Origin of the sequence: Marinimicrobium sp. LS-A18, from assembly GCF_000463525.1 — a bacterium.
GTDB lineage: Bacteria > Pseudomonadota > Gammaproteobacteria > Pseudomonadales > Cellvibrionaceae > Marinimicrobium > Marinimicrobium koreense.
In genome coordinates, this window is the sequence record NZ_AWEP01000002.1 from 40,147 (window position 1) to 64,000 (window position 23,854).

General features: G+C 60.3%; 20 protein-coding genes. 7 read left to right on the forward strand and 13 right to left on the reverse strand.

Going from position 1 to position 23,854, the window contains the following annotated elements:
- Positions 1–86 precede the first annotated feature (86 nt).
- On the reverse strand, positions 87–2,102 hold the full coding sequence (gene metG / locus N645_RS0100185; protein ID WP_024459491.1) for a methionine--tRNA ligase: 2,016 nt from the start codon (positions 2,100–2,102) through the stop codon (positions 87–89).
- A 645-nt stretch (positions 2,103–2,747) separates the two neighbouring features.
- Between metG and apbC the strand changes: the two genes are divergently transcribed.
- Positions 2,748–3,845 (forward strand): iron-sulfur cluster carrier protein ApbC, encoded by a 1,098-nt coding sequence (gene apbC, locus N645_RS0100190; RefSeq protein ID WP_024459492.1) that lies wholly within the window; start codon positions 2,748–2,750, stop codon positions 3,843–3,845.
- A 67-nt stretch (positions 3,846–3,912) separates the two neighbouring features.
- Here the strand turns inward: apbC and N645_RS17305 are convergent, their stop codons facing one another.
- Complete coding sequence (locus tag N645_RS17305) at positions 3,913–5,865, reverse strand: family 16 glycosylhydrolase (RefSeq protein WP_081665757.1); 1,953 nt, start codon at positions 5,863–5,865, stop codon at positions 3,913–3,915.
- Positions 5,866–6,167: 302 nt separating this feature from the next.
- Between N645_RS17305 and dcd the strand changes: the two genes are divergently transcribed.
- The gene (gene dcd / locus N645_RS0100200) at positions 6,168–6,737 is read left to right on the forward strand and encodes a dCTP deaminase (RefSeq protein WP_024459494.1); all 570 of its coding nucleotides are present in this window, start codon (positions 6,168–6,170) and stop codon (positions 6,735–6,737) included.
- On the opposite strand, the gene N645_RS16400 is transcribed toward dcd, so the two are convergent.
- The 7 genes from N645_RS16400 to N645_RS0100235 form a co-directional block, all read right to left on the reverse strand.
- Positions 6,718–7,383, reverse strand: a complete 666-nt coding sequence (locus tag N645_RS16400; protein ID WP_152521592.1) for an SCO family protein — start codon at positions 7,381–7,383, stop codon at positions 6,718–6,720. The two genes, dcd and N645_RS16400, sit on opposite strands and share 20 nt — an antisense overlap.
- Positions 7,384–7,385: 2 nt before the next feature.
- Complete coding sequence (locus tag N645_RS0100210) at positions 7,386–7,730, reverse strand: cytochrome C oxidase subunit IV family protein (protein ID WP_024459496.1); 345 nt, start codon at positions 7,728–7,730, stop codon at positions 7,386–7,388.
- Between the two features lie 8 nt (positions 7,731–7,738).
- Positions 7,739–8,419 carry a heme-copper oxidase subunit III family protein gene (locus tag N645_RS0100215; RefSeq protein WP_024459497.1) on the reverse strand — a complete coding sequence of 227 codons (681 nt, stop codon included), beginning with the start codon at positions 8,417–8,419 and terminating at the stop codon, positions 7,739–7,741.
- Positions 8,420–8,423: 4 nt separating this feature from the next.
- Complete coding sequence (locus tag N645_RS0100220; RefSeq protein WP_024459498.1) at positions 8,424–9,110, reverse strand: cytochrome c oxidase subunit 3; 687 nt, start codon at positions 9,108–9,110, stop codon at positions 8,424–8,426.
- Entirely contained in the window at positions 9,107–10,864 is a 1,758-nt protein-coding gene (locus tag N645_RS0100225; protein ID WP_024459499.1) for a cbb3-type cytochrome c oxidase subunit I, read from the reverse strand. The genes N645_RS0100220 and N645_RS0100225 overlap by 4 nt, the downstream gene beginning before the upstream one ends.
- Before the next feature lie 25 nt (positions 10,865–10,889).
- Positions 10,890–12,242 carry a c-type cytochrome gene (locus tag N645_RS0100230; protein ID WP_024459500.1) on the reverse strand — a complete coding sequence of 451 codons (1,353 nt, stop codon included), beginning with the start codon at positions 12,240–12,242 and terminating at the stop codon, positions 10,890–10,892.
- 113 nt (positions 12,243–12,355) lie between these two features.
- Positions 12,356–12,910, reverse strand: coding sequence for a hypothetical protein (locus tag N645_RS0100235; RefSeq protein ID WP_024459501.1), 555 nt, complete (start codon positions 12,908–12,910; stop codon positions 12,356–12,358).
- A 548-nt stretch (positions 12,911–13,458) separates the two neighbouring features.
- Here N645_RS0100235 and N645_RS17310 point away from each other — a divergent pair.
- Positions 13,459–14,568, forward strand: a complete 1,110-nt coding sequence (locus N645_RS17310) for a M15 family metallopeptidase (protein WP_193744932.1) — start codon at positions 13,459–13,461, stop codon at positions 14,566–14,568.
- Positions 14,569–14,673: 105 nt separating this feature from the next.
- Here the strand turns inward: N645_RS17310 and N645_RS0100245 are convergent, their stop codons facing one another.
- The 4 genes from N645_RS0100245 to purM form a co-directional block, all read right to left on the reverse strand.
- The gene (locus tag N645_RS0100245; protein WP_024459503.1) at positions 14,674–15,159 is read right to left on the reverse strand and encodes a peptidylprolyl isomerase; all 486 of its coding nucleotides are present in this window, start codon (positions 15,157–15,159) and stop codon (positions 14,674–14,676) included.
- A 101-nt stretch (positions 15,160–15,260) separates the two neighbouring features.
- Positions 15,261–15,980 carry a DUF3108 domain-containing protein gene (locus tag N645_RS0100250; protein WP_024459504.1) on the reverse strand — a complete coding sequence of 240 codons (720 nt, stop codon included), beginning with the start codon at positions 15,978–15,980 and terminating at the stop codon, positions 15,261–15,263.
- Positions 15,981–16,002: 22 nt separating this feature from the next.
- Positions 16,003–16,668, reverse strand: a complete 666-nt coding sequence (gene purN / locus N645_RS0100255) for a phosphoribosylglycinamide formyltransferase (protein ID WP_024459505.1) — start codon at positions 16,666–16,668, stop codon at positions 16,003–16,005.
- Complete coding sequence (purM, locus tag N645_RS0100260) at positions 16,665–17,732, reverse strand: phosphoribosylformylglycinamidine cyclo-ligase (RefSeq protein ID WP_024459506.1); 1,068 nt, start codon at positions 17,730–17,732, stop codon at positions 16,665–16,667. Before purM ends, purN begins: the two co-directional genes overlap by 4 nt.
- A 239-nt stretch (positions 17,733–17,971) precedes the next feature.
- Here purM and N645_RS0100265 point away from each other — a divergent pair, with 239 nt between their 5' ends.
- The 4 genes from N645_RS0100265 to ggt all read left to right on the forward strand — a co-directional run bounded on the left by N645_RS0100265 (position 17,972) and on the right by ggt (position 23,851).
- On the forward strand, positions 17,972–19,093 hold the full coding sequence (locus N645_RS0100265) for a DUF2066 domain-containing protein (RefSeq protein WP_238559174.1): 1,122 nt from the start codon (positions 17,972–17,974) through the stop codon (positions 19,091–19,093).
- 40 nt (positions 19,094–19,133) lie between these two features.
- Positions 19,134–19,844, forward strand: a complete 711-nt coding sequence (gene hda, locus N645_RS0100270) for a DnaA regulatory inactivator Hda (RefSeq protein WP_024459508.1) — start codon at positions 19,134–19,136, stop codon at positions 19,842–19,844.
- A 145-nt stretch (positions 19,845–19,989) separates the two neighbouring features.
- A complete protein-coding gene (locus N645_RS0100275; protein WP_024459509.1) occupies positions 19,990–21,747 on the forward strand; it encodes a glycoside hydrolase family 9 protein in 1,758 nt (585 codons plus the stop codon).
- Between the two features lie 400 nt (positions 21,748–22,147).
- On the forward strand, positions 22,148–23,851 hold the full coding sequence (ggt, locus tag N645_RS0100285; protein WP_024459510.1) for a gamma-glutamyltransferase: 1,704 nt from the start codon (positions 22,148–22,150) through the stop codon (positions 23,849–23,851).
- The last annotated feature ends 3 nt before the right edge of the window (positions 23,852–23,854 follow it).

Sequence of the window (23,854 nt, forward strand, 5' to 3'; positions counted from 1 at the left end):
CGGATGCGCTTCGCTTATCCGCCCTACGGATACCACGGCAGTTCGCGTAGGGCGGATAAGCGAAGCGCATCCGCCGTCACCCAACCTTACATCACTCGCTGACCTGGCTTGGCACCGCTGTGCGGCTCAAGAATATGAATATCTTTGCCGCCTGGCCCAGCCGCCAACACCATGCCTTCGCTCATGCCGAACTTCATCTTACGCGGCTTGAGGTTGGCAACCATAATGGTCAGTTTGCCCTGGATGTCTTCCGGGGCATAAGCACTCTTGATACCCGCAAAGACATTGCGGGTTTCGCCCCCGAGGTCGAGTGTCAAGCGCAGCAGCTTATCGGCGCCCTCGACATGCTCGGCCTTGGCGATCAATGCCACGCGCAGATCCACCTTGGCAAAGTCGCCAAATTCGATTTCCTCGGCAATCGGTTCGTCGGCCAGAGGGCCGGACGCTTTCGGGGCCGGGGCGGCTTCTTTGCTGGCTTCAATCATGGCGTCTACGTGCTCCTTTTCCACCCGGGTCAGTAGGGGATTGAATTTCTCGATGCTCTCACCGCCACGGAAACGCAGCGGCTGACTCCAGTCCAGCGTCTCGTTCAGGAACGCCTCGGCCTTCCCGGCCAGTTGCGGCAGTACCGGCTTGAGCCAGGTGACCAGCGCGCGGAAGCAGTTCAGGCCCTGGGTGCAGATGGCCAGCACCTCGGCCTCGGTGCCTTCCTCTTTGGTCAGCTTCCAGGGCTCTTTGGCCGCGATGTACTCGTTGGCGGCATCGGCCAGGGCCATAATTTCGCGCATGGCCTTGCTGAATTCGCGGTTCTCGTAGTGCTCGGCGATGCTGGCTTCGGCATCCACGAAACGCTGCCAGAGCTCGGGCTCGGCGATGTCGTTTGCCAGGGTGCCGCCGCTTTTCTGGACAAACTTGGCGGTGCGGCTGGCGATGTTGACCACCTTGCCCACCAGGTCGCTGTTCACCCGCTGGATAAAGTCGTCCAGGTTCAGGTCCAGATCGTCCACCGCACCGGTCAGCTTGGCGGCGAAGTAATAGCGCAGGTATTCCGGGTTCAGATGGTCCAGATAGGTCTGACCATTGATGAAGGTGCCACGGGATTTGGACATCTTCTTGCCATTGACCGTCACGAACCCGTGCACACAGATTTTGGTCGGTGTGCGGAAACCGGCCGAGTGCAGCATCGCGGGCCAGAACAGGGCGTGGAAGTTGATGATGTCCTTGCCGATGAAGTGGTACACCTCGGCGTCGGAGTCCGGCTTCCAGTAGTCGTTCCAGTCTTTGCCCTGGGCGTCCAGCAGGTTTTTCAGGCTGGCGATATAGCCGATGGGGGCGTCCAGCCAGACATAGAAGTATTTGCCGGGCTGGCCGGGAATTTCAAAGCCGAAGTAGGGGGCATCCCGGGAGATATCCCACTCGTGCAGATCCGAATCCAGCCACTCGGACACTTTATTGGCCACTTCGTCTTGCAGGTGCCCGGCGCGGGTCCACTGTTTCAGGAAGTCGGCAAACTCGGGCAGCTTGAAAAAGAAGTGCTCGGACTGCTTGGGCACCGGTGTGGCACCGGACAGGGCGGACACCGGGTCGATCAGGTCCATGGGCGAGTAAGTGGCGCCGCAGGCCTCGCAGTTATCGCCGTACTGGTCCGGAGTTTTACATTTCGGGCAGGTGCCTTTGATGTAGCGGTCGGCCAGGAACAGCTCTTTCTCCGGGTCAAACGCCTGGGTAATTTCGCGCCGGGCGATATGGCCGTTGGCGTCCAGGCGGGTGTAGATCAGTTCGGCCAGCTCGCGGTTTTCCGCAGAGTGGGTGCTGTAGTAGTTGTCGTGCTGGATCAGAAACCCTTCGGACACGGCTTTATGGGCGGTGTGCATCCGTTCGATGTGTTGCTCGGGGCTCAGGCCCAGTTCTTCTGCCTTGAGGGTGATGGCGGTGCCGTGGGCGTCGTCGGCGCAGACGTAGAGGCAGTCGTGGCCACGCAGTTTCTGGAACCGCACCCAGATGTCGGTCTGGATCTGTTCCATGAGGTGCCCCAGGTGTAGGTCGCCGTTGGCGTAGGGGAGGGCACTGGTCACGAGGATTTTGCGGGCGGCTTGGCTCATGGTCTCTGCGATCGTCTGATGGTGAAAAAAGGAGGCGCACTATAGCAAATTTTGCCCGTTTCTTCAGGGGGTTAGCCGGAAAAGTTGACCACAACACTTGGTTTTTCCCGTTTCGATGCAATAATGTGGTCACTGAAACTCATTTATTGATGGCTTGGGTGGTTGTCGTAAAGTCCGGCAGCGAAGGGGGGATAGGGGTTGGAGACCCGCCGTGAACCCATCCATGGGGGCTTCTCGTCGGCTCCCTGCCTCCGAGAGTCTCCAACCCCTATCCCCCCTTCGCTGCCTAAGTGCCACTTTGCAATGCAGGTGGTAAGACGCGGGCAACCTCCATCTTGGTACATGCCATGTGTCGGCGTAGGGCGGGTCGGTCCGACGCTTCGGAGCGCAAAGCGCGCACCCGCCGCAACCGAAGGTAATTCACAATTGGCCGGTTTTTTGGTGGATGACGCCTTTGGCTTATCCACCCTACGTCCAGGTTGGCACTGAGGCCTAGGTGGGAGGAAACCCATTGGAGACTCTCGGAGGCAGGGAGCCGACGAGAAGCCTACAGGGATGTATTCACGGCGGGTCTCCAATGGGTTTCCTCCCACCTAGGCCGGACTGGCTAAAAGCCACTCAGCAACTCAATGGAATCCAGGATTTATGTCTGAACAAACTCAAACCAACATCGAAAACGCCGTAAAAACCGTCAAAGACCCCACAGCAGGTCTGTCTTTGGGTGAATTGGGCGTGACCCCCGAAATTCACCTGGACGCCGGAGAAGCCGAAATCTCTCTCACATTGGGCTACCCCGCCGAAGGTGTCGCAGAGGAATTGGCGGGGGCAGTCAATGAAGCCGTGTCGTCAATTGACGGCGTGGACTCGGTCGCGGTCAATATCGACTGGGCCATTCCCGCCCGGGGCGGCGCCAATACCGGGGGTGAAATCCCCGGGGTGAAGAACATCATCGCCGTCGCCTCCGGCAAGGGTGGGGTGGGCAAATCCACCACCGCCGTCAATCTCGCCTTGGCTCTGGCCGCCGAGGGCGCTCGGGTGGGGATTCTCGATGCCGATATCTACGGCCCCAGTCAGCCCAAAATGCTCGGTGTAGGCCAGCGCCGGCCCGAGGTGGTGGAAGTCGATGGTAAACAGATGATGGTGCCCATCGAAGCCCACGGCATTCAGTCCATCTCCATGGGTTACCTGGTCACCGAGCAGACCCCCATGGTCTGGCGCGGGCCCATGGTCAGTGGCGCGCTGCAGCAACTGCTGACCCAGACCCGCTGGGACAATGTCGACTACCTGATCGTCGATATGCCGCCGGGTACCGGGGATATTCAACTGACGCTGTCCCAGAAAGTGCCGGTTACCGGTGCGGTGATTGTCACCACTCCTCAGGATATTGCCCTGCTGGATGCCCAGAAAGGCATTGAGATGTTCCGCAAGGTGAAAGTGCCGGTGTTGGGCGTGGTGGAGAACATGGCGGTTCATGTCTGCTCCAACTGTGGTCACGAAGAACACATTTTCGGTGCCGGTGGCGGCGAGCGCATTGCTCGAGATTACGACACCCGGCTGCTGGGGTCGCTGCCCCTGGATCTGTCCATTCGGGAAACCACTGACGGCGGCACACCCACGGTGGCCGATGATGCGGATTCGGCGATCAGTCAGCGTTATCGCGCTATTGCCCGGACGTTGGGGGCTACCTTATGGCAGCAGTCCGGTGGCTCGGGCGGGCCCGAGATAGCCGTTGTCGAAGATTAGCGGGGGGAGAGAAACCTGTCCGGCGACCAAAGTCACCGGACAGGTAGGTGTGACCCTTTAACGGGGATTATTGACAGGTGCCAGTGCTGTTGGCGCTGTCGAAGGTCAGTGTTGTGTCGGTGATGTCGCTGACACAGAAGTTGACCGTGACACCGCCACTGGCGCTGGTGCTGGTAATGAAGCTGGCCACGCCATTGGCATCGGTGGTGGCGGACTGGGTTTCACTCCAGGTGCCGGAGAAATCACCGGTTACGGTGGCGCCGCTGACCGGGTTGCCCAGATTGTCCGCGATGGTCACGGTGGCGGTGCCAAACTTCTGACCGCGTCCGGCGCTTTCGGTGCCGGTGCTGACGTTGCTGACCACAACAGAGCTGGCCTGCTCGTCGCCAGTGCCACCATCACCACCGGTGGAACCGCCGGCACCCAGAATCGCAATGTTGTCGATCACATAGGTGTCGGACGTAAAGGCATCCGGATCAATCAGGAACATGACGGAGTCGACATCAGTGTTGGTGGTTTCACCGTCGATGCGGTCGGCCAGGCGGAAGCGTAGGGTCTGCGCTCCGTTGGCATGCTCAACGAAGGCCTCATACTTGCTGTGCCGTCCGGTGGGGTAGTTGTCCGCCGTGGCGGTGGCCGTGTTTTCCAGTTGAACCAGGATCTGCTTGCCCACCAGGTTCGGGTCGGTGTTGTTGATGTCCATGACAAAGGCTTTATCGCCGGTCAGGAAGGGCGCAACATCCGGCAGGGCGCTGGTGGTGGTGGCGATCACATCCCACTGGCTGGCGCCATCGCGGGTATAAGTCAGAACACCGCCGGTGGTATCAAACGTACCGGTATAGCTGGTGTAGGTCAGTGCGCTGTTGCCATCGAAATCGTCCAGAACCGTCTCAACGCCGTGGTCCGGCTCAATGAATACCGGAATGTTCAGCGTGTGAGTGCCGCAGCTGTTGGAGACTTCAACGGACAGGTTGCCCGACGTCGCGCCGGTGTAGTCTACCTGTGCGGTTGCCGTGCCCTGGCCGGATAAGGTCGCCCCTGCCGGTACGTTCCAGGTATAGGTGCTGTCGGTGCCGATTTCGCCGGTCAGCTCGTAAGTGGCCTGCTCGTTCGGAGCAACAATGTGCGGTCCGTCGATGGCCGGCTGGCCCTGGTCATAGACGCGAACGTAGTCCACCTCCATGGTGACCGGGAAGATGCTGTCATCGGGCGTGCCGCCCCAGGTGCCGCCGACAGCGAGGTTCAGCAGGAAGTGATACTGGTAGTTTTCAAAGGTCCACCAGCTGCTGTTCTCCAGGTCAGAGGAGGAAATGGTCGAGTAGAGAATGTCATCGACGTACCAGCGCATTTCAAAGGGGGTCCATTCCACCGCGTAGGTATGGAAGTCGTCGGACCACTTCGCCGGTTGGCTCAGGGTATGGGCGCCGGTAAAGGAGTTGTTGGGCCAGGGTTCGCCGTAATGAATGGTGCCGTGGGCGAGCATGGACGCCTGGCCGGTAGATTCCAGGATGTCGATCTCACCACTCATCGGCCAGCCCACGTCCGGGTCGGTGGGCAGCATCCAGAACGCTGGCCACAGGCCCTGGCCTTCCGGCAGCTTGAGGCGCGCCTCAAAACGGCCATTGGTCCACTGGCCGCTGGCCGGCATATTCGCCGTACGAATGCGTCCAGAGGTATAGTTCAGAGCCTTGACCCGTTCCTTGCGGGCGGTGATCTTGAGGGTGCCGTTAGAGACGTCAAGGTTGTTGGCGCTGTAGGATTGCAGCTCGTTGTTGCCCCAGCCACAGATACCGTACTGGCAGCCGTCACCTTCCTGGATATCCCAGGCGCTGGTGTCTAACTGGGAGCCGTCGAACTCGTCACTCCAGACCAGGTTCTGGCACTGCTGGGCCTGGGCGGTGCCGGCCGAAAAGGCCAGAATGCCCGCCAAGGCAGCGGATAGCCCCAGGGAGCGTTTGACCGATGGCGTGTTGTCGCGACGTTGGGCGTCGGAGACAGGTGTCTTATGGTTATATCTCATGCCGTTTTACCTTTGTTATATATGAAAATGGTATCGCGGTTGTTGTGCGGCCCTGCTCAAAAAACCGCAGTGTCAACTTACGCCTCGGCCGGTAGTGGGTCGTCCCACTTTGGAGTGTGAATCAAAGAGGGACATGGCCCGGCGTAAAGTGGGACACCGCATATTCCCGCCAGGGCTGTGTTTTCGGGCATTGGGTGTTGCGTCGGCCGAACGTGGCCTTGCAAAGGTGGGATTTGGGCGTGAAAACCGCTATGATGCGCTCCCTTCATTTTCAACTGAATCGCCCTCTGTGGGAGAACCCGATGAGTATCAAGTCTGACAAATGGATGCGCCGCATGGCGGAGCAGGAAGGCATGATTGAGCCCTTTGAGCCGGGGCAGGTGCGCTATGACGCAAACGGCGAGCGGATGATTTCCTACGGCACCTCCAGCTATGGCTACGATGTGCGCTGTGCCGACGAGTTCAAGATCTTTACCAATGTCTACTCATCGGTAGTCGACCCCAAGAACTTCGACGATAACAGCTTTGTCGACGTCAAGAGTGATGTGTGCATCATTCCGCCGAACTCCTTTGCCCTGGCCCGGACCGTGGAATACTTCCGGATTCCGCGCAATATCCTGACGGTGTGCCTGGGCAAATCGACCTACGCCCGCTGCGGCATAATAGTCAACGTGACTCCACTGGAGCCCGAGTGGGAAGGCCATGTGACCCTCGAGTTCTCCAACACCACGCCCCTGCCGGCGAAAATCTATGCGAACGAAGGTGTCGCCCAGATGCTGTTCTTCGAGTCCGATGAGGTGTGCGAGACGTCCTATCGGGACCGGGGCGGGAAATACCAGGGACAGCGCGGCGTCACTCTGCCAAAGACCTGATCGGGTCGGACTGCGTTGCGTAATAGTCCCGCACAGCGCGGTAATCTTTCAGTAGCTGACTCACGCTGAACTGATAATTACCGCGCTCGTTGCGCTGGGGCTTGAACACCGCCTGCAGTTGCGCCCTCGGGTTGAGTAAGAACAGCATCAGCCCGTGCTCCACGCCCTCCGGCCCCACTCGGGCCAATATTCCCAGCCCCTGCTCAAAATTCTTATGCTGTCGGCGGCTCTGCTCGGCGCGGGTCAGACCAATGAACTGTGGATGAAAGTAGGGCACATACTGCGCGAGCACCTCGGGCCGGTCCCGGTCCCCATCCACGCTGTAAAACAACACTCTCAGGTCCTGATAGTCTTCCGCCTGCTCCAATAACGCCATCATGTCCGCTACCTGGACCAGAGTGGTGGGGCATATATCCGGGCAGTGGGTATAGCCGTAAGAGATCAGGTGCCACTGCCCTTTGAGGTCCGAGCGGTCGAAGGGTGAACCATGATGGTCCAGCAAAGTGAACGCGTCGAGCTTTCGGGCGGGCTGTAGGTACGCGCCCTGCAAGGTTGGCGGCGGGGCATAATGGGTCAGGATGTGGTAGCCCGTGGCGGCGGACAGAATCAACAGCAGGCCTGTGGCGACCAGGATCCAGCGGCGCATGGTCAGGGGCTCCCACCGCTCCACCGGAAACTGAGAAACGTCAGGCGGCTCCAGTCGATGTAGTTCGCTTCGATGGCCATCAGGGCAATGAAAACCAGGATGGCAAACAGTGGCACGATGACGATGAACTTGAGCGCGAAGCGCTCCCAGGCAAAGTGCATGAATATTGATACGATCAGACCGGCCTTGAGCATCATGAACAACAGAATCAGGGACCAGCGCAACGCCCCCTGCAATTGAAAATAGTCCACCAGATAAGAGAACAGGCTCAGGATAAAGAGCAGTAGCCATACCTTGAGGTAAAGGCCGATCGGGTGCTGTTGGCCGACGGTTTCCACATGACTCATAGCTCACCTCACCATAGATAGAAGAAGGCGAAAATAAACACCCAGACCAGGTCGACAAAGTGCCAGTAAAGGCCTGCGATCTCGACGATTTCGTAGCCTTTTTTTTCGTAGTCCCCGCGACGGACCTTGAATGCCACAATCGCCAGGTAGATGACGCCGCCGGTAACGTGCAGGCCATGAAAGCCGGTGATCATGAAAAACACTGCGCCGAACTGCTCGGCGCCAAACGGGTTGCCCCAGGGGCGAATGCCCTCTTCGACAATCAGCTTGGTCCACTCAAACGCCTGAAGCCCGACAAAGCTGGCCCCGAGAAGCGCGGTCAGCAACATGAACAGGAAGGTCTTCTGCCGCTCGCGCCGGTACGCCCAGTTCACCGCCATGGCCATGGTGCCGCTGCTGGTAATCAGAATGAACGTCATGATGGCGATGAGTAACAGCGGAAGGTGGGCGCCAAACAATTCCATGGCGAAGATCTCGCTGGCCGGGGGCCAGGGCTCCGAGGCCGACATGCGCACCGACATATAGCCGATCAGAAACAGGCTGAAAATGAAGGTGTCACCGACGAGAAACACCCACATCATCAGTTTGCCCCAGGGCATATCGAAGGCCTGCTTATCGGCCGACCAGTCGACGACCAGACTGTCCCAGCCAGAGGGGGTGAGAGGCGTGTCGGGTTTATCGCTACTCATGGGGCTAGGCCTCCAGTCCGCACAGGATGGCCAGGGCTCGATAGGTACCCGCCGAGCGGGTCAGCAGCCAGAACAGCAATACCCAGACCGCAAGCAGGTAGTGCCAATAGAGCGCGCACAGGCGCAGACTGTCGATGATGGTCCGGGCCGCCTCGGCTCGCCACATATGGCGCAGCGGCCGATACAGAACGCCCAGCCCGACCAGCAGGTGAATACCGTGAACGCCGGTGAACAGGAAGAAATAACTGCTGGCCGGGTTGCTGCGCACCCCATACCCCATGTCGCTGAGAATCTGCCATAACCACATCTGGGCAATCAGGAACTGCAGTGCGAGAAAGCCGGCGCCGAGCAAAGCCGCCAGGCTCAGACCGGGCTGACTGGCCCGGGCCGCGTTCAGGGAAACCTGCATCAGCACGCTGCTGAACACCAGCAGCCCCGTGTTCACCCAGAGCCGCGTCGTGTTGCTCAGCGGGCGCCAGGCGTCCCCGGCCAGGGCTTCAAAACCCGGGTACTGGGAGTGGGTCAGAAAGGTCACGGCAAACAGAGAGAACAGTACCGTGGCGATCGCCAGAAACAACGTCAACGCGATCCGGCGACTCTGAAACTCCCGCTGCGGTGAATCAAACGGGACGCTGGCTGGCACGGATTCTGCGAGCCAGGATTTTTCCGTCAGTGCGTGCCAGAGTTTCATGACGACGCCTCCTGTGTTGGATGTTTGCGAACCTGATCCGGGGGCAGGTTCTGGGGAAGGTAATCGTCCTCGCAGTCCGGAACGCTGTAGGCATAAGCCCAGCGGTATACCTTCGGGCTCTCCGGTCCCCAGTTACCATGCCGGGGTGGCATATCGGGGGTCTGCCACTCCAGTGTGGTGGCGTGCCAGGGATTGCGCTCGGACGGTGAGCCCCGTTTCAGACTCCAGAACAGGTTGATGATGAAGATAATCTGGGCCAGACCGACGATCAGTGCGGAAACGGTAATGCCCGCGTTGAGGGTCTGGGCGGAGTCCGGCACGAAACCGGTCTCCCCCATGGCGTAATAGCGGCGGGGCACGCCGAGAAAGCCCAGGTAGTGCATGGGAAGATAAATGGCGTAGGTACCGAGAAAGGTTACCCAGAAGTGCAGTTTGCCCAGCCCCTGATGCAGAATGCGCCCGGTGATCAGGGGGTACCAGTGATAGATGGCGGCGAACAGAACCATGATGGGGGAAACCCCCATGACCATATGAAAATGCGCCACTACAAAGTACGTATCGGACAGCGGCAGGTCCACCACCACATTGCCGAGGAACAGACCGCTCAGGCCGCCGTGAGTGAAGGTAAAAATAAAACCGATGGCGAACAACATGGGTACCGTCAGATGGATGTTGCCCCGCCATAGCGTCAGCACCCAGTTATAGACCTTGATCGCGGTGGGTACGGCGATGATCAGGGTGGTGGTGGCAAAGAAAAACCCGAACGTCGGGTTCATACCGCTGACGTACATATGATGCGCCCAGACGACGAAGCTGAGCAGCCCGATAATGACAATGGCCCACACCATCATTCGGTAACCGAAAATGTTTTTTCGCGCGTGAGTGGCGAGGATATCGGACACGATACCGAAGGCGGGCAGGGCGACGATGTACACTTCCGGGTGACCGAAAAACCAGAACAGATGCTGGAACAACAACGGGCTGCCGTCGGAGTAATCCAGGGACTCCCCGAGGGATACCAGGGCGGGCATGAAAAAGCTGGTGCCCACGGTCTTGTCCAGCAACATCATGATGGCGCTGACCAGCAGGGCGGGGAAGGCCAGCAGCCCCATGATGGTGGCAATGAAAATGCCCCACAGGGTCAGCGGCATACGCATCAGGGTCATGCCGGCGGCGCGCGCCTGCAGAATGGTGGTGACATAGTTGAGCCCGCCCATGGTGAAGGCAACGATGAAAATGGCCAGCGAGGCGAGCATGCAGATGATGCCCCACTCATACCCCGGCGTGCCTTTGAGAATGGTCTGTGGCGGGTAGAGTGTCCAGCCGGCGCCAGTGGGGCCCTCCGGCACAAAAAAACTCGCCATCAGCACAATGACCGCCAGCAGGTAGGTCCAGTAGCTGAGCATATTGAGGTAGGGAAAGACCATATCCCGGGCGCCGATCATCAGCGGGATCAGATAGTTGCCAAAACCGCCCAATAAAATCGCCGTCAGCAGATAGATCACCATGATCATCCCGTGCATGGTGACAAACTGCAGGTAGGAATTCGGATTGATGAAGTCAAAGGTGTCCGGGAAGCCCAGCTGCAGGCGCATCAGGGCCGATAATGCCAGAGCCACCAGACCGACAAACACGGCGGTCAATGCGTACTGAATGGCAATGACCTTGTGATCCTGACTCCAGATGTACTTGCTGATAAATCCGGTGGGCTCGTGGGTGGCCACCGGTTGATCGGCCAGAGCGGTGTATTTCATACCGGATCCTCAGACAGTGCTCGGTTTACAGTTGATTGATGTAGGCCAACAGGTCATCAATGGCCTGATCGTCGTGCAGGGTTCTGGCCATCAATGTCATCTGGGTCCCGTAGTAATCGCCCTTGTGGCTACCGCGTACCCCCTGCTTGAAGTGTTCCAGTTGGCGACGCAAATACCAGTCGTGTTGACCGGCCAGTGCCGGCGCATTGGTGGCGTAGTTTCCCTCGCCCCGATCGCCGTGACAGCTGCTGCAGTTGCGATACAGACGTTCGCCCCGCTGCGCATCGCCGGTCACGCTGGTGTCGGGGGGATCACTGGTCAGGGAGTCGATATGCGCGGATACATCCCGCATCGCCTGTCGATCCGGCAGGGTGGCCATCATGCCGGCCATCTGTTGACCGAAACGGTCCGCTTCGTGGCTACCGCGCACGCCGGTTTTGTAAAAGTGCAATTGCCGCTCGAGGTACCAGGGGGCGAGGTGGCTGAGCCGCGGCGCGTTCATGTTCGCGTTGCCGCCGCCCTCCGGACCGTGACAGCTGGCACAGACGCTATACAGTTGGGCGCCCCGCTGCGGATCGGCGCGATCGTCGTCCTGAGTGTCGGCAAAGGTTGGCTGGCTGGCCAGCCAGCGGTCAAAGTCCTCGCGCGGCTCGATGACCACCTGACCGCGCATGGTGTGGTGGGCCATGCCACACAGCTCCATACACAGAATGTCGAAGCGGCCGTCCCGCGAGGGCTCGAACCACAGATAACTCACCATGCCCGGCACCATGTCCATTTTGACGCGGAACTGAGGAACACCGAAGTTGTGCAGCACGTCGCGGGAGCGCAGCAGGGCCTTCACCGGCTGATTGACCGGCAGGTGCAGTTCGTTGTTGAACACCAGCCGATCGTCCTGGCCGGCGGGATCGCCCGGATCCAGGCCGAAAGGGTTCTGCTCACTCATGAAGTGCGGATGGGTGCGGCCCAACTGGCCGTCCTCACCGGGGAAGCGGAATGTCCAGTGCCACTGTTGGCCGAGCACCTCAAAGTGAGCGGCGTCCTCGGGAGGGTCCACAAATTTGGCCCAGACAAACAGCCCCGGTGCCAGCATGGCCGCTACCCCGACGCTGGTTATGACGGTCAGCCACAGCTCCAGGGGTTTGTTCTCGGGTTCGTAGTGGGCTTTGCGATCCTTGCGGAAACGGTGGCGGAAGATGGCGTAGGCCATGAACAGGTTGACCGCAATAAACACAAAACCGGTCACCCAGAAGGTGATTTCAACGGTGCTGTCGATATTGCCCCAGTTGGACGCCAGGGCGGTAAACCACCAGGGGCTGACCAAATGAAACAGCAGGGTGCCTGCAACCAGTAACACCAGAACGATTACCAGAACCATGGCGGTGCTCCGCTGCCTTTGTTATCGGTTGGGGCGGCAGACCGGCCGGGGGCCGGGGGTCGCCCGACGGTGGCGACCCCTTCGTGGGCCGCCTAAGGAGGAGAGACGGTCTGTCAGGGCGCCCAGCGGACAAACTTGTGCCACTGTTTCTGGGCTCCGACCACCCAGCCCGGCACCGACTCGCCCAGTCCCATATCCTCGACATTGGGGTGATCGGCGATGATTTTCATCAGCCGCTTTTCCTGCCCCGGGTCCACATCCACAATCAGCAGGTGCCGCCCGGAGTTGATGGCGCGCTCAAATTTCAGGTACTGGTGGTTTGGTCTCTGAATGCCGATCAGACCGCCTTCCCAGGTACAGAAGCCCAGCAGAATGATCGACAGGAAGATCACCGGAATCCACAGGTAACCTTCGCTCAGCCCGACAATGTAGGCGACGACCAGGGGAATGGCCGCGGCAACCAGGCCAACCAGGAAACCGATTTTGCCCGAGTGAACGACGTCCTTGCGCAGCAGTGATTCCACCTGATGGAGGTGATGGGACTCCAGACCAGCGTCGTTATTGCTCAGAATATGGATCTGTGGGCGGGCAATGCCCCGAGCTTCCAGGTCGCTCTCTAGGCGCTCAAGGTCATCCAGATCGTCACTCAAATAAAAATGGCGTCTCATGCGTGTCACCTCTGGTTTGGGGGGTGGGTGCACTGGGTCAGGGGCTGACAGCTTGACGGCCTCAGATGAAGTATAGCAGCGGCGTTGGAGGCGATTTCAGCGCCTTGGGGCCCGGTGGGTGAGCGTGAACGATTGGGTATAAGGGGAGGTGCGCTTACATCGTGAGCGCATAAAATTGCGCGCTTTATCCGGTTTTTATGATGTGGCTTTGTTAGCCGCCCGGCGGTTATGAAAAGATCATCTAGCCGGGTCCGTCTCCGCTCGGGACTAAAGTTTTCAGGGCCCCGGCCGTCAAATCCTGTGTTAAGAACGTTCTTTATAGATATCGGTGATAACCAGCCGAATTGATATAAGCGACCGCTGAAAAATGGCTGGGAATACGCTATAGTTGGGCCATGAGTGTGACGTAGGCGGTTGTTTTTAGCGCTGATTCGTGTTCCCGGCGATCCGCCGATGCGTCGAGCTCAACAAGAATGAACTATCGGTACCCGCCAACCGCGTTTGGCGGCGCGTCAATTCAAGAAAGCAGCAAGTTCGAGAGAGGAACGGTGAAACGCAGAGATCTACTGGTTGGCTTTGTATCCGGGGTTGGCTTTACGGCCGGCAACGCGTACCTCTGGCAAATGGCGGAGAATAGCAGTCAGGCTCGTGAGACGTTGGCAGAAGACGGCTACGACCTGGACGGAGATCCCTTTGCCATTCCTGACGGTGAAGAAGGGATTGGTGCGCCGGTGTCCCCTCCGGCCTCCCGAGTTCGAGCGACGGTCGCCGACGCAGTTGACCTGCCGTCACTGGATGCCCTGACCGAAGAGCGCTCGATTCAGAGCAGTTCTCTGGTGGAGGCGGTCGAGCAGAACCTGGCGCAGGCGGACCGCGAGAGCTGTTGCAGTGGTCACAATCACTCAGCCGACCATTTGGGTCAGGTCGCGGAAGGTGAGGCGCACGCCCGCGTTCTGGAAAAGGTCCGGAACTTCAATGGCGATTTCATTGACGATATCTTCCTGACCGAAGCGGAAAAGCCGGTACTGCACTCGCTGTTTGTACGCCTGAAACGTGCCGAGCGCCTGGTAGGGCATGGCAACTACAACCTGCTGAGCTTCGATGAGCTGTTCAAGTACGGCAAACGGTTTTCGGAAGTGGGGGCCTTCACCCCGGCCGAATTCCAGATGATCGAGAAGCTGTTCTTCACCGAGGCCAAGAAGTACGGATTCTATGGCGAAAAGGTCACCACCGAGCTCACCGCCAAGATTCCACCGCGTGAAACCATCAAAATTCCCTATTCCGGCCATTATCTGCTGCGGGGCGACTCGGCGTCTTATTACGACAAACTGCGCCGGGACATTGGGGACAGTGTCATCCTGACCTCCGGGGTTCGTGGCAACGTCAAACAGATGCACCTGTTTGTGGCCAAGTGCCTGGAGTCCAATTACAACCTGTCCAAGGCCTCGCGCTCCCTGGCCCCGCCGGGCCACAGCTATCACGGGATCGGCGACTTCGATGTGGGCCGCGTGGGTTGGGGCTACTCCAACTTTACTGACAAATTTGCCGAAACCGACGAGTTCAAGCGGATGCAGGATCTGGGCTACGTGCAGATCCGCTACACCAAGGACAACCACTACGGGGTGCGTTTCGAGCCCTGGCATATCAAGGTGGTGTGACGGCGCCATTTACGCCGTTGCAGACAGCAAAAAGCCCCTGACGCCAGGCGTTCAGGGGCTTTTTCGTGGGGTGCGCGGTGCACCCCGGCAGCAAGCGCTGGGCGCTTAGTGCTCGTGACCTTCCGGGCCGTGCACGTGGCCGTGGGAGATCTCTTCTTCGGTGGCGTCACGTACGTCGGTGACTTCCACGTCAAAGTTCAGGTCCACGCCGGCCAGCGGGTGGTTGGCATCGATGGTGACGGTGTCACCTTCAACGGCCGCCACGCGGACGATCTGGGTGCCCTGCTCGGTCTGGGCCTGAAATTCCATGCCCACTTCCACCTTCTCAACACCGGTAAACATGTTGGCCGGCAGCTCCTGGATCAGGTTGTCGCTGCGCTCGCCGTATGCTTCGGCGGCCGGTACCTGGGCCGTCAGCTTGTCACCCACGCTCTTGCCTTCCAGCTGCTTCTCCAGGCCGGGGATGATGTTGCCAGCGCCGTGCAGGTAAACCAGCGGACCACGCTCGTCATTGGACTGGTCCAACTGTTTGCCTTCGCTGTCGGTCAGGGTGTAGTGAAAGCTGACGACGCTGTTGTTGGAAATGCTCATAAATTAACCTATTGGTTGCGGGTGAATGAAAACGCGTTAAACGTTGATGGGGACGGTGGCGGCAGAATACAACCGCCGGACGCCCAAAAATGTTCGAAGATTCAGAAGGATTCGATGTTTTTGCCGTTAACTCGGGCTTTATCGATGTCAATCGTGTGTGAATCACCGTCTTCCTGCTGCTCCAGACGCACCAGCAAATAGTCCCATTTGGGTGCCAGCCAGGCGTAGGTGACCCGATCGTCATCGTCGCGGCTGCGCATGACTTTGACGGTATCCACCTCACCCATGGGGGTATCCAATCGCTCTTCGGCGACAATTTCAAACCGGTATTCCTTCATCTGGCCGCCATCGGCAATGGCGTACTTCAGGTTGTTTCGGCCCTCGATCAGGTCTTTCTGGAGCTGAATCTGGTAGCTCAGCTTGTCCTGGACCCGCTTGCGGATATCCATGGCCCAGCTTTTACCCTGGACATCATTGATCACCCGCTCCTTGTCCCAGTTGAAGGTTAGCTCGGCATCCCGGTCGCGGCCCAGGCCGCGGCGCTTGTAGAAGTATTTCCGGGGCTGAACCACGCCGTCTACCCAGTCAAACTGGGAGATTTCCTCAATATTGCCGATCCAGGAGTCCGCCTCGAAGCGCAGCTGCTGGCCGCCATCTTCGAGGTCCGTCAGCTTGTGGGTAACGGTGACCTTGATGCCGAAAATACGGGTGGAGTACTCGTTTTCAAAGCTTTTGGGCATTTCCGCACTGACGCTCGTGGCGAGCAGGGCGGTCAAGCCGACGGTGGCTAGGGTGCGCAGCAATACGTGCTTGAGGGGCATAAAAGGCTCCTGTACGTCCTGTTTAAGACTGGGTTGTGTCCATTAGATACCCATTTGGCCCTAAAGGTTCGTTATTCAATAACGCCCGGCCGGATTCCATGCGCAATCGCCCCTCGGCAAACCACTTCACTGCCAGGGGGTAAATGACGTGTTCCTGGCTCTGAACCCGCGCCGCGAGCGACTCGGCGTCATCGTCCGGGAGCACCGGCACGCGCGCCTGGACGGCGGGCGGGCCGCCATCGAGCTCGGCGGTCACAAAGTGCACCGTGACCCCGTGCTCGGTCTCGCCAGCGTCCAGCGCCCGTTGGTGGGTGTGCAGGCCCTGGTACTTGGGCAGCAGTGAGGGGTGGATGTTGAGCATCCGGCCCTCATAGTGACGGGTCAAGGCGGGCGTCAAAATTCGCATGAAGCCGGCCAGAACCACCAGCTCCGGCCGGTAACGGTCAATGCATTCCTGTAACGCGGTGTCGAAGGCTTCGCGGGAGTCGTACCGGGTGTGATCGAGTACTTCGGCGGGAATGCCGGCGTGCTCGGCCCTCAGCAGCCCGCGCACGGCGGGCCGGTTGCTGATGACCGCGACAATATCGATCGGCAGTTGGCCGCGCTGCTGGCCGTCAATCAGGGCTTGCAGGTTCGAGCCGCTGCCGCTGATCAGCACCACGACCCGGGTCGGTTGGGCTGAACTCAAGCGTCGCTCCCCTCTAATGAGGTCAACTCAACGCGGGCTTCGCCCTCCTGTGCCTCGGCAATCTGTCCGACCACAAAGGCGTCTTCACCCGCGGCCTTGAGCAGGGCCAGGGCGTCGGCTTCCTGGGCCTTTGGCAGGGCAATCACCATGCCCACGCCGCAGTTGAAGGTGCGGTACATTTCCCGGGGCGCCACGCCGCCGGCCTGCTGCAACCAGCGGAAAACCGCGGGCAACTGCCAGCTCTGGGTGTCGATCACTGCCTTGCTGTTGGCGGGCAGTACCCGGGGGATATTCTCCAGCAGACCGCCACCGGTAATGTGGGAGAGGGCGTGGACATCCAGTTCGCGGATCAGTTTGAGCAGCGATTTGACATAAATGCGGGTGGGCGCCATCAGCGCTTCACTCAGGGGCTGACCGTCGCAGTCCTGAGTCAGGTCGGCGTCGCTCACTTCAATGATTTTGCGAATCAGGGAGTAGCCGTTGGAGTGCGGTCCGCTGGAGGCCAGACCAATCAGGGTGTCACCGGCGGCCACTTTGGAGCCATCGATGATTTCCGATTTCTCCACCACGCCGACGCAAAAGCCCGCCAGGTCGTAGTCGTCGCCTTCGTACATGCCCGGCATTTCCGCCGTCTCGCCCCCGACCAGAGCGCAGCCGGCCTGTTCGCAGCCAGCGCCAATACCGGTGACCACATCCGCCGCCACATCCACGTTCAGCTTGCCCGTGGCGTAGTAGTCCAGGAAAAACAGCGGTTCCGCCCCGGCCACCACCAGGTCGTTCACACACATGGCGACCAGATCGATGCCAATGGTGTCGTGGCGCTGGAGGTTCATGGCCAGGCGCAGCTTGGTGCCCACCCCGTCGGTTCCGGATACCAGCACCGGCTCGCGGTAGCCTTTGGGCAGCTCGCACAGGGCGCCAAAGCCACCCAGCCCGCCCATGACCTCGGGGCGGCTGGTGCGTTTGGCCACACCTTTAATGCGATCTACCAGGGCTTCACCCGCGTCGATATCGACGCCGGCATCTTTGTAACTCAGTGACGGTTGCGCGTGTTTTTCAGTCATGAATGGGCTGTGCTCTTGATGTGCTGTCGGGACGACGGCAGCGTGCTGCCGCGCTGGACGGGAATTTTCCGAATCGATGGGCGCGTATTCTATCAGTTTATGGTCGAAATGCGAGCGAGTGCCGGTTTCCGACCCCACGGGAACCTTTCGCCATTTTGACAGCCTGCTACAATGCGGGCTTTTACCCGCCAACCAGAGCGACAGCTGTAACCCGACAACGAGCAGACAGAGGCGAAATCTTGAGGCGATTATTGGCAGTATGGCAGACAGGACTCCGGGCACTGGTCATCGGCCTGACGCTCGGCGGGTTTGCGGTTCCGGCCCAGGCGGAGCAGGTCGTGGACCTGTACAGCGCGAATGTGTTGGTGGCCTCCCAGTCCGCCGCCGAGCGTCGCCGCGGCGCGAGCGAGGGCCTGGAACAATTGATGGTGAGAGTCTCCGGTGACCCCGAGGCCAGTGATCATCCCGCCGTGCGGGAAGCGCTGTCCCGGGCCGAGGACTTCATCTATGAGTTCAACTACGTCTCTACCGATGAGACCCTGGAAGTCGACGGCGAGGAGCGCCCGGCCAGCCGCCTGATGATGAAATTCTCAGCGCCGGAAGTGGAGCGGCTGTTGCGCTCGGCGAGCCTGTCTCTCTGGCCCGCCAACCGGCCGGCGGTGCTGGTCTGGATGGTGCGACGCGACAGCGATGGCTTACAGCGGGTGTCCGACTCTGAAGAGCGCGATTGGCTCAGGGCGCGCGCCGAAGCTCGGGGATTGCCACTGGTCATGCCTCTGGATGACCTGGAAGACCGCCTGGCGCTGTCCGCCCGCGAACTCTGGTCTCTGGACGAGGAAACCATCCGCAAGGCGTCGCAGCGCTACGACGCAGAGGCGATTCTGGTGGGCCGCTACAGCGAAACCTCTGCCGGACAGTGGCGCTCCGATTGGCAGTTGTATCACGACCTGGGCAACCCCACCTTCTACCTGCGCAATGACTCGGTGAACGGGCTGCTGGTGGAGGCGATTGACGAAACCGCCAATCACTTTGCCGGACTCTATGCCATTGTACCCCGGGAAGAGGGGCCGGATGCGGTGTTGATGGAAGTCGGCGGCATCGACGGTTTTGGCGATTACAAGGCGGTCGAGCGCTATCTGGAAGACTTGGCGTTGGTGCGTCGGGCCGAGCTGGTATCGCTTCGCCCGGGCGTGTTGACCCTGCGGTTGGTGACCGAGGGCGAACAGGCGCGACTGCTGGGCACGTTGGAACGCGACGGCCGGCTGGTGCCATCCGCCGACAGCAATCGGGTCAACCTGACCGGCAGCCGCTTCATGCCCGAGGGGACCCAGGCCAACCCGTTGGTTTATACCTGGCAATAACCGCCGTCCCGGCACCAACAAAAGAGAATCAATCACGGCCATGCCCACGCCTCAACAGCTTTCACTGAGCGTCAGTCTTAACGACGACGCCACCTTTGATAACTTCTACGCCCCGGAAGGGGCGACCAACGCCCGCACCCTGGCGTTGCTGAAAGCGCAGGCAGGCGGCCAGGGGGAGCCTTTCATCTATCTCTGGGGGCAGCCGGGCGTCGGGCTCACCCACCTGCTGCAGGCGGCGGGGCACGAAGCGCAAGACGCGGGCCTGAGCATTCAGTACCTCCCGCTACGGGAGCTGGTGGGTTTTGCGCCCCACGAATTGCTGGAAGGGCTGGAGTACCTGGATCTGGTCTGTCTCGACGGGCTGGAAGTGATTGCCGGCAAGCCCGACTGGGAAGAGGCCCTGTTTCATCTATTTAACCGCCTACGCGATGCCCAAAAGCATCTGCTGGTGGCCGCCGTGCAAGGGCCCCAGGAGCTCCCCGTGGCGCTGCCGGACCTGCGCTCGCGCCTGCAGTGGGGCGTTACCTGCCAGGTGCAGGCGTTGAGCGATGAAGACAAGCAGAACGCCCTCCGCCATCGGGCCCGGGCCCGGGGGCTGGAGCTGAGCGAGGATGTGGCTCACTATATTCTGCAGCGGGTGCCCCGGGATATGAACGAGCTGTTCTGTTACCTGCAGCGACTGGACCACGCCTCGCTGGCCGAGCAGCGCAAACTGACCATCCCCTTCGTAAAGAAAGTGTTAAACCTCTGAGTCGATCCTGACGGGCGAAATGGAATAGGGTATTCTTACCGGGCTAACAGTCCTTGGAACCATAACAGGCTGAACGGTCTGTCCGGGGCTGTGGCATCGGTCGATACCCAAAACCATAACCAATAAAAGCCCATGAGGTGTTCCCATGTTGCACACTGCCTATCGCACTCTGGCGCTATCGGCGCTGGTCAGTACCCTGATCGCCTGTCAGTCAGACCCCGCACAAACCGAGACGCCCACCTCGTCGGGTGAGTCCCCATCCATTCAGGTCAACCAGCTTGGTTTCTACCCGCACGCCGCGAAAGTGGCCACCGTACCGGCCGGAGCCGCGGCGGATTTTGCGCTGGTGAATACCGCCACCGGGCAGGTGGTTTACCAGAGTGAGCTGGGGGAGGCGAAAGTCTGGCCGGTCTCCGGCGAGACGGTTCAGTTGGCCGACTTCTCTGACGTTGAAGCGCCCGGCCGCTATGTGGTGCGGGTCGAAGGCCTGGCCGATTCGGCTCCGCTGGAAATCCGCGATGCGGTATACGGCGAGCTGAACGATGCCGTCATCAAAGCCTATTACTTTAACCGTGCCAGCACGGAGCTGCTCGCCGAGCACGCCGGAGACTATGCGCGCCCCATGGGCCACCCCGACGACAGCGTCGCCATTCACAGCTCGGCAGCCTCTGAAGCGCGCCCGGAAGGCACCGAGCTGAGCAGCCCCAAAGGCTGGTACGACGCGGGCGACTACAACAAGTACATCGTCAACTCGGGCATCAGCACCTATACCCTGTTGGCCGCCTATGAGCACTTCCCGGCGTTCTATCGCGATCGTGACCTGAACATCCCGGAAAGTGGCAACGCCGTCCCCGATCTGCTGGATGAGTCCATGTGGAACCTGAGCTGGATGCTCACCATGCAGGACCCGCATGACGGCGGTGTGTACCACAAGCTGACCACCCTGAACTTCTCCGGTGCAGTAATGCCCCACGAGGCCACCGAGCCTCGCTATATGGTTCAGAAAGGCACGGCGGCGGCGCTCAACTTTGCCGCCACCATGGCGGTGGCCAGCCGCGTATACGCCGACTACGAGGCCGAATACCCGGGCTTCTCCGGGCGGGCGCTCTCGGCGGCGAAGGCCGCCTGGGATTGGGCCAACGCCAACCCCGATGTCATCTATCGCAATCCGGAGGATGTGCGCACCGGCGAGTACGGCGATGATGAATTCTCGGACGAGTTTGTCTGGGCCGCGGTAGAGCTGGCCCTGACCACCGGTGATCAGCGTTACTGGGACGAGGTCGAATTGGCCGAGGCCGCCATTGAGGTGCCTAACTGGGCCGATGCCGTCGGTCAACCCTGGATGTCCATGGCGCAGCACCTGGAACAGGTACCCGAGGCGCTGCAGGCGCAGGTGAAGGACAAGGTGGCCGGTTTGGCGCAGCACCTGCGCGATGAGTGGCGGGCATCGGCCTCCGGTGTTCCCATGCGCGCACAGGACTTCGTCTGGGGCAGCAACGGCGTGGCCATGAACATGGCGATGATGATGCTGACCGCCCACCAGTTGAGCGACGACCCCGAGAACCTGCAGGTGGCGCAGTCCCTGATGGATTATGTTCTGGGGCGCAATCCCACCGGCTACTCCTACGTGACCGGTTTTGGCGCGCGCACCCCGCAGCACATCCATCACCGCCCCTCCGAGGCCGATACTGTTGCTGCGCCGGTTCCGGGCTTTCTGGCCGGCGGCCCTCACAGCGGCCAGCAGGACGCCGGTGACTGTCCGGTCGCTTATCCGTCGGATAAGCCCGCCAAATCCTATCTGGATCACTGGTGCAGCTATGCGTCCAACGAAATCACCATCAACTGGAACGCACCGCTGGTCTATGTTTCCGGCGCATTGGAGGTATTGAGCGAGCGCCAGTAACGGCCTGTTGGGTGGCAGGCCCTGCGGGCTTTCCGTATAATGTCACCCAACAACGCATTCGAATAAAAACCCACCTTGATCCCCAGGCGATTATCACGCCCAGGGGGCGGTGGGTTTTTTTATGGCTGCGCGATTGACCGACAGACGTAACCGGAGATGTTTATGCGCCGTTTATTGCAGTTTTGCTGGGTTCAACACCGGGTCATTACCCGAGGCAAATTGATCGGTGGAATGAATATCGAAGGACGGCGCAGTGACAGCTTCTGGTTCTGACACAGTGACCGCTCCCTCACAACACAAACCCCGCACAACGCGGGGTTTGCTGTTTTTGCGGGCCCACAATGCTAGTCTTCGCACTACTTTTATCACTTCTTGGATAACACAGGATTCAATTTTCACTATGTTTCAGCGCTCACTGAAAAAGGGCTTGTGGGTCAGTGCGGTACTGCTCACCAGCGCCTTGGCAGCCCTGGTCCGGGCCGATGATTATGCCGCGGTGACCCCCGACGGTCGCGGGGCCGTTGCCACCGTTCAGCCGAGAGCCACCGAGGCGGCCATGAAGGCCTACGCCGAGGGCGGCAACGCGATTGACGCCGCCGTGGCCGCCGCCTTGACTCTGGGGGTGGTGGACGGCCACAACTCCGGCATCGGTGGAGGAATTTTTGCCGTGGTGCACTGGGCCGACGGTCGGGTGGAGGCCATCGACGGCCGGGAAATGGCCCCGGGTAAAGCCCATCGCACTATGTACGTGCGCGATGGCGACTATCGGCCCGAGCTGAGCAAAAAAGGCCCTCTCGCGGTGGGGATTCCCGGCGCCGTGGCCGCTTACGATTACATGATGAAGAAAGGCGGTAAGGCCCGCTTTGCCACGCACCTGGAGGCGGCCGCGACCCTCGCCGACGAGGGTTTCGCCATCGATGGCATTTTTGCCCGCCGCCTGGCGCGCCACGCGGAGGACCTTCTGGAGTATCCCGGCTCGGCCGCCATTTTCCTGACCCCCGAAGGTGAGCCCTGGCCGGTGGGGCACCGCATCCGCCAACCCGATCTGGCCCGCACCTATCGTGCGATTGCCAGCGAAGGCCCCGAGTACTTTTACGGCGGTGGCTTTGCCAAAGCCGTCGGTGACTGGATGGCCGAGCACGGTGGCATCGTGACCCGGGAGGACTTTGCGAACTACGAGCTGCTACGCCGCAAGCCGGTGGTCAGCGACTATCGCGGTTACCGGATTTACGGCTTCCCGCCGCCCAGCTCCGGCGGTGTGCATGTGGCCCAGATGCTCAACATTCTCGAAGGGTTTGATGTCGATGCGCTCTCAGAAGCGGACCGCTACCACCTGCTGGCGGAAGTCATGCGCCTGGCCTTTGCCGACCGCGCCTACTGGCTGGGCGACCCGGCGTTTGCGTCTGTGCCCAAGGGCCTGATCAGTGAACGCTATGCGGACAAACTGCGGGAGCGGCTGTCATTGACGTCGGTGGCCGAGGTGACGGGCCACAGCACGCCCCCCAAATCCCGGGAGGAGCTGTTCGGCAAACACACCACCCATATCGCCACGGCGGATCAGGATGGCAACTGGGTGGCCATTACCGCCACAGTGAATACCAACTTCGGCTCCAAGGTGGTGGTGCCGGGCACCGGGGTGATTCTGAACAACCAGATGGATGACTTCTCGGCCCAGCCCGGCGAACCCAATGCCTACGGCCTGTTGGGGGCGGAAGCCAACAGTATTGCCCCGGGTAAACGGCCGCTGTCCAGCATGAGCCCCACGGTGGTGACCCGCGGTGGCAAGCCGGTACTGACACTGGGAGCGGCGGGTGGCCCCACCATTATTACCCAGGTGGTGCAGGCGCTGGTGAATCACATCGATCTGGGCATGCCGCTGGAGGATGCGCTGGTGATGGACCGCATCCACCACCAGTGGCGGCCCAATCAGTTGTTCGTGGAGAAAACTCTGATTACTCCGCTGCGCACCGCGCTGGAGGGAAAAGGGCATGAATTGCGTCGACTGGGCGATTATGGCTCCACCCAGGCCATTGGCCTGGATGAACAGGGGCGCTTTATCAGCGTGGCCGAGCCCCGTCTGGAGGAGCGCAACAAAGTCGAGTAAACC